This is a genomic window from Algibacter sp. L1A34, from assembly GCF_009796805.1.
GTDB lineage: Bacteria > Bacteroidota > Bacteroidia > Flavobacteriales > Flavobacteriaceae > Algibacter.
In genome coordinates, this window is the sequence record NZ_CP047029.1 from 1,167,279 (window position 1) to 1,182,197 (window position 14,919).

The 14,919-nt window shown below is 33.9% G+C and carries 9 protein-coding genes; 1 reads left to right on the top strand and 8 read right to left on the bottom strand.

Annotated features, from left to right (window positions below):
* Window position 1 precedes the first annotated feature (1 nt).
* On the bottom strand, window positions 2–937 hold the full coding sequence (locus GQR97_RS05170; RefSeq protein WP_158846152.1) for an OmpA family protein: 936 nt from the start codon (window positions 935–937) through the stop codon (window positions 2–4).
* 134 nt (window positions 938–1,071) lie between these two features.
* Complete coding sequence (locus GQR97_RS05175; protein ID WP_158846154.1) at window positions 1,072–2,634, bottom strand: aldehyde dehydrogenase family protein; 1,563 nt, start codon at window positions 2,632–2,634, stop codon at window positions 1,072–1,074.
* Between the two features lie 267 nt (window positions 2,635–2,901).
* Between GQR97_RS05175 and GQR97_RS05180 the strand changes: the two genes are divergently transcribed.
* Window positions 2,902–8,472, top strand: a complete 5,571-nt coding sequence (locus GQR97_RS05180) for an alpha-2-macroglobulin family protein (protein ID WP_158846156.1) — start codon at window positions 2,902–2,904, stop codon at window positions 8,470–8,472.
* A 77-nt stretch (window positions 8,473–8,549) separates the two neighbouring features.
* Here the strand turns inward: GQR97_RS05180 and GQR97_RS05185 are convergent, their stop codons facing one another.
* The 6 genes from GQR97_RS05185 to GQR97_RS05210 all read right to left on the bottom strand — a co-directional run bounded on the left by GQR97_RS05185 (window position 8,550) and on the right by GQR97_RS05210 (window position 14,919).
* Window positions 8,550–9,176 (bottom strand): carbonic anhydrase, encoded by a 627-nt coding sequence (locus GQR97_RS05185; RefSeq protein WP_158846158.1) that lies wholly within the window; start codon window positions 9,174–9,176, stop codon window positions 8,550–8,552.
* Window positions 9,177–9,214: 38 nt separating this feature from the next.
* Window positions 9,215–11,077 carry a SulP family inorganic anion transporter gene (locus tag GQR97_RS05190; RefSeq protein WP_158846160.1) on the bottom strand — a complete coding sequence of 621 codons (1,863 nt, stop codon included), beginning with the start codon at window positions 11,075–11,077 and terminating at the stop codon, window positions 9,215–9,217.
* 381 nt (window positions 11,078–11,458) lie between these two features.
* Window positions 11,459–12,085 (bottom strand): carbonic anhydrase family protein, encoded by a 627-nt coding sequence (locus tag GQR97_RS05195; RefSeq protein ID WP_158846162.1) that lies wholly within the window; start codon window positions 12,083–12,085, stop codon window positions 11,459–11,461.
* Window positions 12,086–12,106: 21 nt separating this feature from the next.
* Window positions 12,107–12,928, bottom strand: a complete 822-nt coding sequence (locus GQR97_RS05200; protein WP_158846164.1) for a universal stress protein — start codon at window positions 12,926–12,928, stop codon at window positions 12,107–12,109.
* Window positions 12,929–12,934: 6 nt separating this feature from the next.
* On the bottom strand, window positions 12,935–14,527 hold the full coding sequence (locus tag GQR97_RS05205; protein ID WP_158846166.1) for a SulP family inorganic anion transporter: 1,593 nt from the start codon (window positions 14,525–14,527) through the stop codon (window positions 12,935–12,937).
* 95 nt (window positions 14,528–14,622) lie between these two features.
* On the bottom strand, window positions 14,623–14,919 hold the full coding sequence (locus tag GQR97_RS05210) for a hypothetical protein (protein ID WP_158846168.1): 297 nt from the start codon (window positions 14,917–14,919) through the stop codon (window positions 14,623–14,625).

Here is a 14,919-nt window from a genome sequence, read left to right on the forward strand (position 1 = left end):
TTTAGTTAATTGTAATTACTGTTCTTCTGTTTTCTGCTCTACCTTGCTCAGTAGCATTATCTGCAATAGGCACTTGTGGTCCTTTAGATGATGTCTCTATGTTACTTTCTAAAATACCATTTTTAGTTAAATAGTCTTTAGCAAAATCGGCACGTTGTTGTCCTAAAACAACATTTTTTGCAGCATTTCCTGTATTATCGGTATGCCCTACAACTTGCATTTTTACACCCAATTTATCTACACAATGAGATATATCGGCAATTTTTTGACGTTGATCCGCAGTTAAAGCAATAGAAGCTTGGCCCGTTTGAAAATGTAATACTAATGGATTTTCTCTAATAGCATCACATGCCGTTTTTAAAACTTCCATAGAGGATGTATCTGATGCATCTGCCGTGAACACTCCAAATGATAATGGACCAAATAACGTACTATTTTCATCTGGATTAATAGCATCATTTAATTTTCCGTTTGTATCTATTTGTTTAGAAGAAACACCATGTAATACCAAGTAATTTTTAACTTCATTAGCTCTTGCTATTCCAAGATTTGGATATGCAGAATTATTAGTTTCATCACTTTTATAAAAACCTGTAATATCAACAGTTTTTAATGGGTTTGTTAAAAGATAGTCTTTCAACTTTAATACACCATCTCCAATATTACTAGAAACGGGTTGTAAAATTGAAAAATTTGATGTTTTAAAATTAAAGTTGTCATTCAAATTTAAGTTAAAATCACCGTTAGCATCACTAATTACGAATGCGTTTTTGGTTACTTCTTTAATTTCTGGAGTTACAACACTTTTAGTCTCATTTTGTTTTTGTTTACACGTTTCCTTGCCACAGCATACACTACAACATAGAAAATAATACAAAATTGTACCGAGAATAATAGTGAGTATAATTCCTAAAAGATAGGATGTTTTTTTACTCATTAGACTTTGTTTATTAGTTAGTAAAATATAAGTGTTTACAATATAACACTTTAGCTCATACATTAAGAAACAATAAAACAAAAAAAGTCACATTTATAGAAATGCGACTTTTTAAATAAGTGATTTTTTAGATGTTATAAATCAAACTTTATACCTTGTGACAAAGGTAATTCTGTTGTATAATTAATCGTGTTTGTTTGTCGTCGCATATATACTTTCCAAGCGTCCGAACCAGATTCTCGACCACCACCTGTATCTTTTTCTCCACCAAAAGCGCCACCAATTTCAGCACCAGAAGTTCCAATATTTACATTAGCAATTCCACAATCTGACCCTAAAACAGACAGAAAACGTTCAGCTTCCCGTAAATTGTTCGTCATAATAGCCGATGATAAACCTTGAGCCACTTCGTTCTGAATATCAATGGCATTTTCAACATCGCCCGAATATTTCAACACATATAAAACAGGAGCAAATGTTTCATGCTGTACAATTTTAAAATCGGGTTTAGCCTCTGCAATCGCCGGTATTACATAACAACCACTTTCGTAACCTTCTCCCGAAAGCACACCTCCTTCAACTATAATTTTCCCACCTTCTTCAACTACTTTTTGCAAAGCATTTTTATACATATTCACAGCATCGACGTCAATTAACGGACCAACATGATTGTTTTCGTCTAGTGGATTTCCAATACGCAATTGTTTATAAGCATCTACAATGGCTGTTTTTACTTTATCGTAAATAGCTTCGTGAATTATTAATCTTCTAGTCGATGTGCAACGTTGCCCACAAGTACCAACCGCACCAAAAACAGCACCAATAACCGTCATTTTTATATCGGCATCTGGTGTTACAATTATGGCGTTGTTTCCACCAAGTTCTAGTAAGCTTTTACCCAATCGTCCTGCAACTTCTTGAGCAACAACTTTCCCCATTCTAGTAGATCCAGTTGCAGAGATTAAAGGAATTCGAGTATCCTTGGTCATAAATTCACCAACTTTATAATCGCCATTTATTAAACAAGAAATACCTTCTGGTAAATTGTTTGCAGCAAAGACTTCGGCTGCAATATTTTGGCAAGCGATACCACAAAGGGGTGTTTTTTCACTAGGTTTCCAAACACAAACATCTCCGCAAATCCATGATAAAGCGGTGTTCCAAGCCCAAACAGCGACAGGAAAATTAAAAGCCGAAATAATACCAACCACACCCAAAGCATGGTATTGTTCGTACATGCGATGCCCAGGACGTTCGGAGTGCATGGTTAATCCGTGAAGTTGGCGCGATAAACCTACGGCAAAATCACAGATATCAATCATTTCTTGAACCTCTCCAAGACCTTCTTGGTAACTCTTTCCCATTTCATAAGAAACCAGTTTACCTAAAGCTTCTTTTTTTTCTCGTAATTTATCTCCAAATTGGCGTACAATTTCTCCACGTTGCGGTGCAGGCATAGTTCGCCATGTTTTAAATGCAGAAGTTGCCGTTTGCATAACCAAATCAAAATCGGCTTGAGATGTTGTTTTAACCTTACCAATTAATTGCCCATCTACAGGCGAAAAACTCTCAATAACGGCACCATCATCGCTATGCGAAAACTGGTTAGAACCTGTTGATGTTCCTTCATTTATAGTTTGAACACCTAAGGTTTTTAGTGCGTCGTGTATTCCAAATTTACTTGCTATAGCTTCCATCTATTACAGATTTATAGTTTTTGTTTAATTTCTTTTACGAATATACTATTAAAAAGCCGTATTTACTGATATTTACTCTTAAATTCGACTAAGAATAATGTTGCTTTTTTCATCATAAAATCAATCAAAATCATCAAAAACGTTTAACTTTATAAACAATTTAACAAAACCAAAAAACCTAAATATTAAAAAGCGAAGGTGTTTTATTAACAGACCTCACTGTTACCCTCATAAAACAGCGCTCATTTTCATTTAACTCGTCTATTTATGTCTTTTAAAAAACTTTTAATCTTCGTCATTCTTGTCGCTATTGTTGCTTCTTGTAAAAAGAAAGTAGTCGAAACCGATAACATTTTCAAATTTAGAGACTACATCAGTTACACAACTTCAGGAAAAACTTCGGTTGCCAATCCTATTCAAATTAATTTAACTAAACCTGTTGAAGGTTGGGAAATGAATCAGGAAATAACCGACAATATTGTAATCACAAAACCACACATTGAAGGTAAACTTACTGTTGGGAACAACCATACATTACTATTTACTCCAGACGAACATTTAGAACCCGACACAGAATATGCCGTTACCATAAAACTTGGAGACATATACAAAAACATGCCAGCTGGCTTTAAGGATTATACGTTTCAGTTTAAAACTATTGCACCAAATTTTAATATTGAAACCAATAATTTGCAATCTTACAGCAAAAAATGGCAATACCTTGAAGGCGTTATCAAATCGGCCGATATTATTTCTATTAATGATGCTAAAACTTTAGTTGAAGCCACGCAAAGCGGAAAAAAATTAAATATTGTTTTTAATGAAGCGAGCGAAACTGCAAAATATTTCGAATTTAAAATTGATAGCATCAATAGAAAGATAGAAGACGATAACATTCTAGTTAAATGGAATGGAAAAGCCATAAAAGCTTCTAATGAAGGTGAAAATATAATTACCATTCCTGGTGTTAATAACTTTACAATTATTGAAGTAGACGTGATTCAATCGCCCGAACAGCATTTATCAATTAACTTTTCCGATCCCTTAAAAAAGCAACAAAATTTTGATGGTTTAGTGACTATTCAAAAAAGTAAAAACTCAAAATATATTGTTGACGGAAATGTTTTAAAAGTGTATCCCTCAAGCAAATTAGTGGGTAACATTCAGGTTGATATTTTCCAAGGTATAAAAAACACCGATGGCTATAAATTGAAAAAAATGTTTTCGGAAACTATAGCTTTCGAAGAACTAAAACCTCAAGTACGACTAATTAGTAATGGTACCATTTTACCAAATTCCGAGGAATTAAAATTCAATTTTGAAGCCGTTAATTTAAGCGCAGTAGATGTACGTATTATCAAAATTTTTGAAGATAATGTGCTTCAGTTTCTTCAAGATAACAACCTAAACTCTAATAATAAATACGATATAAAAAAGGTTGGTCGCCGTATTGCGAAACAAACCATTCAGTTACAATCTGTAGCCGAAAACACGGGGAAATGGAAAGCTTATAGCATCGATTTATCTCAGTTTTTTAAAGCTGATGCAGGTGCTATTTATCGCGTTGAATTAAGTTATAATAAAAGTTATTCTTTGTACGATTGTGAAGCTAACCCAACAACGTCAAACTCCGAAGATGATGACTACAATGATTATTACGAAGAAGAATATTATGAAGGTGATTATTCCGAGGTTGATTCTGAAGATGAGGAATTACGAGAGGAAGCCTATTGGGACAATATAACATACCGTTATAAAGATTACAGCTATAATTGGCGTGAAGAAAACAACCCATGTCACGAAGCTTACTATAACGAAAACAAAATTGTATCACAAAATTTATTAGCTTCAAACCTTGGTGTTATAGTAAAACAAGGCGCAAACAACTCTTATTATTTTGCAGTAACTAATATTTTAAATACAGAGCCAGAAGCGAATGCCAAAGTTTCTATTTATAATTTTCAGCAACAAGAATTAGCGAGCCGAAATACGGATGAAGAAGGCTTAACTTTAATAGATTCTGATAAAAAAGCAGCATTCGCTATTATTTCCAAAGGAAAAAACACTACTTATATAAAGCTTCACGACGCAAACTCGTTGTCGTTAAGTAAATTTGATGTTTCCGGAAATCGATTACAACGCGGACTTAAAGGTTACATTTATGGTGAGCGAGGCGTTTGGCGACCAGGTGACACGTTACATTTAACGTTTATGCTGAATGATAATGCTAATAAATTACCAAGTGGTCATCCTGTAAAACTAGAAATTACCGATCCTAACGGAAAATTAGTCTATAAAAAAGTTACAACAGATAACTTAAACAATGTTTTTAAATTTACTGTACCAACCGCCCAAGAGGATAAAACAGGCCAATACAACGCCAAAGTTTCGGTTGGTGGTGCTACATTTTATAAAGGATTGAAAATTGAAACGGTAAAACCAAACCGACTAAAAATTAAAGTCAATTTTGAAGATGATATTTTAACAAATAACAATCCTCTAAAAGGAACATTAGATGTAAAGTGGTTACATGGTGCCGTTGGAAAAAATCTAAAAGCAGAAATTAAAGCAAAGTTTAGCACGGCATCTACTGCTTTCGAGAACTATAAGCAATACACTTTTAACGATCCTACACGTAATTTTCAAACGGAAGAAACCATTATTTTTGATGGTAAAGTAGCTGAAAATGGTTTAGCACAAATTGATAATAAATTAACCATTGGGAAAAATGCACCAGGTATGCTTAATGTACAGTTTTTGGTACGTGCCTTTGAAAATGGAGGCGATTTCTCTATGGATGCCTTTACTAAACAATATGCACCTTATGAGTCTTTTGTGGGTTTACGCTCACCTAAAGGCAATGCTTATGGATCATTTTTTACAGATGAAAATCAAACTTTTGATGTTGTTGTAGTCGATGCCCATGGTAAACCCGTTAAACGAAATAACCTTGAGGTTAAAGTCTATAAAATCGAATGGCGTTGGTGGTGGAATTCATCATACGATGATTTATCGAGCTACGTTTCTAGTAGTTACCATAAGCCATATTCTAATTCAAAAATAAGTACAGATTCAAAAGGCAAAGGTACTTTCAACTTAAAAATCCCTAATGATGATCGCGGACGTTATTTAATAAGAATTTCCGATCCTATTAGTGGTCATGCTACAGGCCGTACCGTTTATTTCTATAAAAACTGGTGGCAAAATTCGGGATCAAAGGATAAAGAAGCTGCGAAAATGCTTGTTTTTTCTGCTGATAAAGAAAAATATAATGTTGGAGAAACAGCGAAAATAACCTTTGCTTCAGGTAGTGAAGGTCGCGCTTTAGTAAGTATTGAAAACGGTACCGAAGTTTTAGATCGCAAGTGGGTAAAAACTCAAAAAGGAGAAACCGTTGTAAATATTGGCATTACACCAGATATGGCTCCAAATGTGTTTGTAAACATATCTCTTTTACAGCCACATGCTATTTCGGCTAACGATTTACCAATACGTTTATATGGTATAATCCCTATTATGGTAGAAGATCCAGAAACCAAACTAGAGCCACAATTAGCTATGCCAGACGCGCTACGTCCAGAGCAAACATTTGATGTAAAAATTTCAGAAAAAAACAATAAACCTATGACATATACCATTGCTATGGTAGAAGAGGGTTTATTAGATCTAACTCGGTTTAAAACACCAAACGCATGGAACGAATTCTATAAACGTGAAGCTTTGGGTGTAAAAACTTGGGATGTTTTCGATGATGTTATTGGTGCATATTCTGGTAGTATCGATCAAGTTTTTGCAATTGGTGGCGATGGCAGCGCAGCTGGCGGAAAGAATAAAAAAGCCAACCGTTTTAAGCCTGTTGTTACTTTTTTAGGCCCTTTTAAATTAGAAGCAGGACAAAAGAAAACCCACAGCATAAAACTACCAAATTATATTGGAGCCGTGCGTACCATGGTGGTTGCAGGCGATAATAAAAATGAAGCTTACGGTAGTACCGACAAATCTGTTGAAGTTAAAAAGCCTTTAATGGTTTTAGCAACGCTTCCGCGGAAGTTGAGCCCAGGCGAGAAAGTAACGCTTCCGGTAACGGTTTTTGCTATGGAGCCAAAAGTAAAAAACGTAAGTATTAGCTTAAAACTAAGCAACGGAATTTCGGTTGTTGGCGAACAGAAGAAAGTATTAACTTTTGCGAAGCCCGATGAACAAATGACGTATTTTGAACTCGATGTTAGTAAAGCAAAAGGGATAAATACTGTAGAAGTTATTGCAACTGGAAATGGTGAGAAATCCACCTATAAAGTAGAATTAGATGTTGTAAACCCTAACCCAATAACATCTAAAGTTATCGATAAAACTCTAGAAGCGAATGCAAGTGAAACTCTTAATTTCTCAACCTTTGGTGTTGCTGGAACAAATGCAGCAACAATAGAGTTTTCAACCTTGCCTCCAATGGACTTTTCACGTCGTTTGCAGTATCTTATCCAATATCCGCATGGTTGTGTAGAACAAACCACATCGAGCGTGTTCCCTCAATTGTTTTTAGGCGATATTTTCGATCTTACTTTTGATAAGAAAAAAGATATTCAAACTAATATTGAAAAAGGCATTAAACGTTTAGGTCATTTTCAAAGACCAAATGGAGGTTTAAGTTATTGGATTGGTGAAAACTCAGCCAATGATTGGGGAACAAGTTATGCGGGTCATTTTATGATTGAAGCCGAAAAGAAAGGTTTTGTATTACCACTAACTTTTAAAAGTAATTGGATAAAATATCAAACACAATCGGCTCGAGATTGGCGACCAAGTTACCGCAGTTATAATTCCGATTTAGCACAAGCTTATCGTTTATACACTTTAGCCCTGGCAGGAAGTCCAGATTTATCGAGTATGAACCGTTTACGTGAATTTAGCGAAATCTCTAACGAAGCTAAATGGCGCCTAGCTGCTGCTTATGCGTTAGCAGGACAAAAGGAGGCAAGTGATCGTATTTCACAATCGGCAAATATCAACTTCAAACCTTTTAAAAACAACTATTACACTTACGGATCGGTAGATAGAAATCGTGCCATGGCTTTAGAAACTATGGTACTTACCAAAAACACCCAAATGCGCGATCTCGCAGAAACGATTGCTAAAGATTTATCGAGCGATAACTGGATGAGCACACAAACCACAGCCTTCAGCTTATTAGCCATGGCTAAAATGGTAAACACTAACGGTGGAAAAGCACTTAATTTAAGTTACTCTATTAATGGAAAAGAAGAAACCATAACTTCTAAAAGCGCTATTGCACAACGTGAGTTACAAGTAAACAATGGCGCCAACACCATAACGTTTACTAACCAAAAAGAGAACTTGATTTATGTACGTGTTTTAAACTCCGGAAAATTACCACTGGGTAACGAATTAGTGGAACAACGTGGTTTAAGTGTTTCTATTATCTATAAAGATTTAGACGGAAATAAAATGGATATTTCAAAACTACAACAAGGTCAAGATTTTGTGGCAACCGTTCAGGTTAGTAATTTGAAAGATTCTAGCGTAAACGATATTGCATTAACACAAATATTTCCATCGGGATGGGAAATTGTAAATACACGATTTACAGCTTTTGGCAGTAGTACAACAAGCCAAGCTCGTTTTACTGATATTCGTGATGATCGTGTAAACTTCTATTTCGATTTATCTGAAAAAGGAAAATATAGCACCAAAACGTTTAATGTAATGCTGAATGCATCGTATTTAGGAACTTACTATTTATACGGAATTCAAGCGGAAGCTATGTATGACAATGACTTTTTAGTAAGAACTAAAGGGCAATGGGTTGAAGTTGAAAAGTAAACTTTAAAGACTAAAAAAGACCCGATAGATTTTAAAATCTATCGGGTCTTTTTTTATATAACTAATTAAAAATTATACTAATCTAAATGATAAATTTCCATAATATCATGTAAATACTTTTCAAAATTGATTTTTAAATCAATTAATTTACCAGTATGTAAATCGAATACCCAACCATGCACTTGTAAACCTCTATCTCTATAAGCCTTTTGTACAGCTGCCGTTTTAATAAGATTAACACACTGTTCTTTTACGTTAAGCTCCACCAAACGATCGTATTTTTTCTCTTCATCTTCAATGCTATTTAATTCTAATTTATGAATTCTATAAACATCACGAATATTACGTAACCAAGGGTTCAAAATACCTAAATCTGCCGATTGCATTGCAGCTTTAACTCCTCCACATCCGTAATGCCCACAAACAACAACATGATCAACTTTTAAATGATCTACAGCATAGTTTACTACAGACATAACATTTAAATCTATACTAATAACCATATTAGCAATGTTACGATGTACAAAAACTTCTCCAGGACCTAAACCCATTAAATCCTCGGCTGTTACACGACTATCACTGCAGCCAATATATAATAATTCTGGATTTTGCCCTTTCCCTAAGTCTTCAAAATAATTTTCTGAAATAGCTAATTGCTTCTTAATCCAATCTTCATTACTTTTAAATACTTTATCTAAATCCATATTTTATATTTTTTCCTCTCTAAGAAAGTAAGATTAGGTTAATTAATATCTGTTATATTACTTTTCACCCATTGTAAACAAGATTTAAAATCTTTAAAAATATGTTCATTTGGAATAAAATCTGGAATAATATCAATACGTTCCATCATGTATTGCGGCTGTCTTAGTAAACCAACAAAAAGAACTTCAACATTATTCTTTTTAAGCTCCTGAAGCATATCTTCCATAGCATATAAACCCGATTGATCCATATACTGCATACGACCTAACCTTAAAATAACGGTTTTAGCTGTATTCGGAATTTGTAACGTCAAGGCCTGAAAATCGCTTGTAGACCCAAAGAATAAGGGTCCTTTAAGGTGTTTGATAAAAACCTCTTCTTTCAAGTTTTCGGGGAAACCAACTTCATCTGCCCAAGTTTCTTCTTTTAAAGATTTCACATCCGACCGTTCGGCTGTTAAGTCTCCAATTTTCTTCATAAACATTAATGAGGCAATAATTAAACCAATACCTACAGCATAAATTAAATCCCAAAAGGTTGACAACACTAATACAATAAGCATAATTAACACTTCGGAACTTAGTTTTAAAGGCCCTATTTTAATATCTCTCGGCAAACTAGGAATGGCTTTTAAACCTTTATAATCCATAACCCCAATACCAACAGTTATTAAAATACCCGCTAAAACAGCAGCAGGAATTTTTGATGCTATCGGTCCAAGAGCCAACATAATTACTAATAACATAATACCGGCAATCATTCCGGATAACTTGGTTTTCCCCCCTGCATTAATATTTACAACCGTACGAATGGTAGCACCTGCTCCAGGAATACCTCCAAAAAGTGCAGCAATACTATTACCTATTCCTTGACCAATTAATTCTTTATTTGGTTTGTGTTTAGTTTTTGTCATATTATCTGCAACCACACTTGTTAAAAGTGAATCTATAGCACCTAATAAGGCTAAAGTAAGCGCAGTAAACACATAAGGCGTTACACTACCTAAACTAAAGCTTGTAAACATTTCGAGTTTAGGGACTGGAATGCCACCAGGGATTTCAGAAATACGTCGATAACCTAAATTAAACCCATAGGCAATACCCGAGACCACAACCAATGCAACTAATGTACTTGGCACCGCTTTGGTAATACGTTTAAAACCATAAATTATAAATATGGTTGCTAATGCCAAAGCCAATTCTAGCCAATCAATATTTTGCAATGCACGCGGCAAAACTTTAATAGCACCAACCGTTCCGGAGGCTTCTTTAGCAGCCAAGGTTTGCGACTCGATTAGTATTTGCTCTGGAGTAATACCTTTGGCTTGACTAATAGTTTCTTTAAAATTTTCGAGTACTAATATACCTTCACCGGCTTCTTCTTTAAGAATATTTTCAAGCATCACCTCTTCTGCCTGTGGCTTAAATTGTGCTACAAACTCAACATCTTCCTTTGGGTAATAACCTATAGATGGTAAAATTTGAGTTAAAAGAATTATAACACCAATAGCCGTCATAAACCCAGATACTACTGGATAAGGAATATACCTAATGTATTTACCAAGCCCCAAAAGACCTAAACCTACCTGCATTAGCCCAGCTAACATAAAAACAGTTAAAATAGCCGGCAGTGCTTTTTCTACGCTACCATCATTTGCTGCAACAATACCAGCAATAACAACCATACTTACCGCCGTCATTGGAGCTGTTGGTCCAGAAATTTGTGTATTAGTACCTCCCAATAATGCTGCAAAAAAACTAATAAATATAGCTCCATAAAGACCTGCTTCCGGCCCTAAACCAGACGAAACTCCAAAAGCTAATGCTAATGGTAACGCTACAATACCTGCGGTAATTCCACCAAAGGCATCTCCTTTAATATTTGAGAATAGGTTCTTCATATACTTATTTTAACTTTTTCTCTAAGTTAACTTAAATTTTTAATGATTTAAAAATTGCAGACCTTCTTTTATCAGAAATTAACAAAAGCAATCTAATTGATTTAATCACTGTTAGGAGTCTCAAAAAACTAATTCACATGCCCCAACTCTGATCGTAAGTGTTCCGAAAAGGCATAACCTAAACCGCTTACAACATCATAATTTCTGTGTTGTAATTTGCAAAGGATGCCCATTGCTTTTTAGTTTTTGTTTCCAACATCTATAACCCAATTTACTAAATCATTTTCTTCAGCATATATAAATATAGGTAACATTAACATCACTGCTAATGCTACCACAACTTATTTTTTTTTAATAAAGGAATTAACTATTTACGCTTATTTAATAAAAACTTACAGCTCCTGTATTAACATCATACATAGCCCCAATAATTTTTATTTCTCCATTTTTTTCCATTTCGGTAAGTATTGGACTTTCCGCATGAATTCTATCAATCATTAATTCCACATTTATGTGTGATACTTCATCAACAAATTCTAAATTTTTCGAAGTTCTTAAGCTTTCATCTCTAGGCTCTGAAACAGCCTTAACTGCAGGCGTTATTTTTTTAACTAATTTAGTTAAATTACCCATTTCGGCATGGTCGCAAGCACCTTTTACAGCACCACAACTAGTATGCCCTAAAACTACAATAAGCTCTGTGCCTGCCAACTTACATGCAAACTCCATACTACCTAAAATATCTTCGTTTACAATATTACCTGCAATACGAATACTAAAAATATCTCCTAACCCTTGGTCAAAAACCAACTCAGCAGAAACTCTAGAATCTATACAACTTAAAATAGTGGCAAATGGAAATTGTCCAGAACTGGTATCGTTTACTTGTTCTAAAAGGTTTCTATTTGCTTTTAAATTATTTTGAAATCTTTGATTTCCTTCTTTTAAATATTGTAATGACTTTTCAGGAGTCATTGTCGATTGTGTTTCTTTTGTATGTGCTTTCATAATATTTTATTTATTTAATTTTTAAACAGCTAATTTTTGTGTGCTACCCGTAATAAAGAGCGACACGTTAACGCTGTTAATTACACCTTTAACTTCCGCCTTATTGTTAGCGCTTGCATCAGTGTTATCTGCACGGTTTATAAACAATAGATTTACATGACTTTTCTCTAAGTAATTCGCCAAATTCTTAATAGTATTATCATTTTTTTCAAACACATAATCTACGCCTTTATTGATAGAAGAATCAATGTTTTCTTCTGCTTTATTCGAGCTATCTACAATATTGAACGATTTTAAAGGCTTACTAGTTTTAGCTAGTAAATCTTCCGTAAAGGCTTGATTAAAATCTTGAGATTTTCCATTTAGCAAACCAATATGCAAATCGGTTTCAGGCGATATCCAATTTTTGTTAGAAACTATCATTACTGGACCTTCATAGGTTTTTAAAACAAAATCGGTAATATTATCACCAACTAATTTTATAACCTTAGAATTTCTTTTTCCTAAAACAATAATATCTGGTTTTGTTGCTTTTATGTAAGCTTCAATTTCAGATTTCACATTACCAATACTCAAATTAGAAGTAATATTAACGCCATAAGTTTGGCTTAATGGGTTTATAGTTTCTTTAATTTTATTTCGCGATTGGTTTTGCTCATGATTTAAAGCACGTATCGCCGATAACTGACTATCGGTGCCTATAACATCGGTTGGTTTTTTTACATGAAATAAATCGACCTCTGCATCTATCATTTTAGACAAACTAACAGCGCTTGTTATTGTGCTATTAGTGTGTTTCTTTAAATCTGAAAGCACTAAAATTTTAAATTTCTTATTTTTCATAGTGATTTAGCTTAAACTCAAATTAGACTTCTCTCTTTCGTTAAAAAACTTAATAAAACTCGATGGATTTTCGACAATACCGCGTTTAGAAACAAGCTTAATGTCAATATTTCTTTCTTCAGCTTTAAATAGAAAATCTTCAAGAATCTCGATAATATCATTATCTAAATACCGCGTTTTAATAAGATTAATTTCCAAAATTGTATCGATCGGCAAACTATCTAACTCTTTTAAAATAGCTCCTTTATTGAAAAATGTAACCTCTTCAGCTAAAGTCATTTTAATTTTATGTTTACCATTGCTATTATCTTCAATATGAAGAAAATGCGAATTCTGATAACTTTTTAAAAGTATAACTACAATACCTACAGTTAAGCCTAAACCAATACCCCAAAGTAAGTCGATAAATACAATACCTAAAACAGTTACTGTAAAAGGGATAGATTGTTTCCAACCCATTTTATACATTTTAAGAAACAAACTTGGCTTCGCTAATTTATATCCTACAACTAATAAAATAGCTGCTAAAACTGATAACGGAATCATGTTTAATAACTTAGGAATAACCACAACCGATATTAATAATAATAATCCGTGAATTATAGCCGACATTTTTGACATACCACCCGATTGAATATTTGCAGAACTACGCACAATTACCTGAGTGATAGGCAAACCACCTATTAAACCAACAATAATGTTACCTGTACCCTGTGCTAATAATTCGCGATTGGTTGGTGTTACATTTTTATGTGGATCTAACTTATCGGTAGCCTCAACACTTAATAAAGTTTCTAAACTGGCTACTAAAGCAATGGTGAAAGCAACAATCCAAACATCAGGATTTGTAATTTCCGAAAAATTAGGAAAACTAAACTGCCCTATGAATGAAGAAAAATCTTCTGGAATTGGTACGCTTACAAGGTGAGATGAAGCAATGCTTAATGTATCACTATCTTGCGTTACAACAAAATAAATAATACCAGAGACAACCGCTACAAAAGGCCCCTGTATAACTTGAAATATTTTAGCTTTTTTTGCTAAAACCTTATCCCAAAATAGTATAATTCCAAGACCTATTAGGCCAATTACAAGCGAACCTAAAATAAGATGATCGGTAATATTTAGTAAAGCAGAAAAAGTATTCTCACCAGAACTTTCAACAAAACTATCGGCTCCTTCCACCTCAGCATCATAACCAAAAAAATGTGGAATTTGTTTTAAGATGATAATAATTCCGATACCGGTTAACATCCCTTTAATAACTGAAGACGGAAAATAATACCCGATAACTCCAGCTTTTAAAATACCAAAAAGTATTTGGATAACACCACCTAAAACAACAGCTACTAAAAAGTTTTCGAAACCTCCTAACGTGCCAATAGCAGTTAAAACAATAGCTGCTAATCCAGCAGCCGGACCACTAACACCAAGGTTAGAGCCACTTAAACTACCAACAACAACACCGCCAATTACGCCTGCAATTACTCCTGAAAATAGTGGCGCACCACTAGCTAATGCAATACCTAAACATAATGGTAATGCAACAAAAAATACAACTATACTCGCTGGCAAGTCACTCTTAATATTTTTAAACATAGATAAATTCACTTTAGCCGAAGCATAATACTTCAGCAGTTTTAATAATTTTTAATAATTGAATTGAACAAAAATGTTCAATGACTGAAAAATTATTAAGAGAATTTGGGTGGTGGAGAAATTAAATTAAGATATGGTTTCGAGTACTTTTTAACATAAAAATTTAAATGATTTTTTTCTTGCTTTAAGCTTACAAAATCCTCGTTATCTAGATTTTCTAAAATAATGTCTTTTATGTTTTTAATTTTTGGGTTACCGTTTTCTTCTTCTTCTGCCATAGAGAAAAACAAAGAAATATCAACCGAATCATTAACAATAGCAATTACGGTTGGCGCTGATAGAAACACCAAAAAAGCAAATAAAAAGAATATAGAAACTAAGTTTCTCGACAT

Bases quoted from the DNA above. Each gene is read 5' to 3' on its own strand.
- GQR97_RS05170 (WP_158846152.1), bottom strand. From the start codon at position 937: ATGAGTAAAAAAACATCCTATCTTTTAGGAATTATACTCACTATTATT.
- GQR97_RS05175 (WP_158846154.1), bottom strand. From the start codon at position 2,634: ATGGAAGCTATAGCAAGTAAATTTGGAATACACGACGCACTAAAAACC.
- GQR97_RS05180 (WP_158846156.1), top strand. From the start codon at position 2,902: ATGTCTTTTAAAAAACTTTTAATCTTCGTCATTCTTGTCGCTATTGTT.
- GQR97_RS05185 (WP_158846158.1), bottom strand. From the start codon at position 9,176: ATGGATTTAGATAAAGTATTTAAAAGTAATGAAGATTGGATTAAGAAG.
- GQR97_RS05190 (WP_158846160.1), bottom strand. From the start codon at position 11,077: ATGAAGAACCTATTCTCAAATATTAAAGGAGATGCCTTTGGTGGAATT.
- GQR97_RS05195 (WP_158846162.1), bottom strand. From the start codon at position 12,085: ATGAAAGCACATACAAAAGAAACACAATCGACAATGACTCCTGAAAAG.
- GQR97_RS05200 (WP_158846164.1), bottom strand. From the start codon at position 12,928: ATGAAAAATAAGAAATTTAAAATTTTAGTGCTTTCAGATTTAAAGAAA.
- GQR97_RS05205 (WP_158846166.1), bottom strand. From the start codon at position 14,527: ATGTTTAAAAATATTAAGAGTGACTTGCCAGCGAGTATAGTTGTATTT.
- GQR97_RS05210 (WP_158846168.1), bottom strand. From the start codon at position 14,919: ATGTCGAGAAACTTAGTTTCTATATTCTTTTTATTTGCTTTTTTGGTG.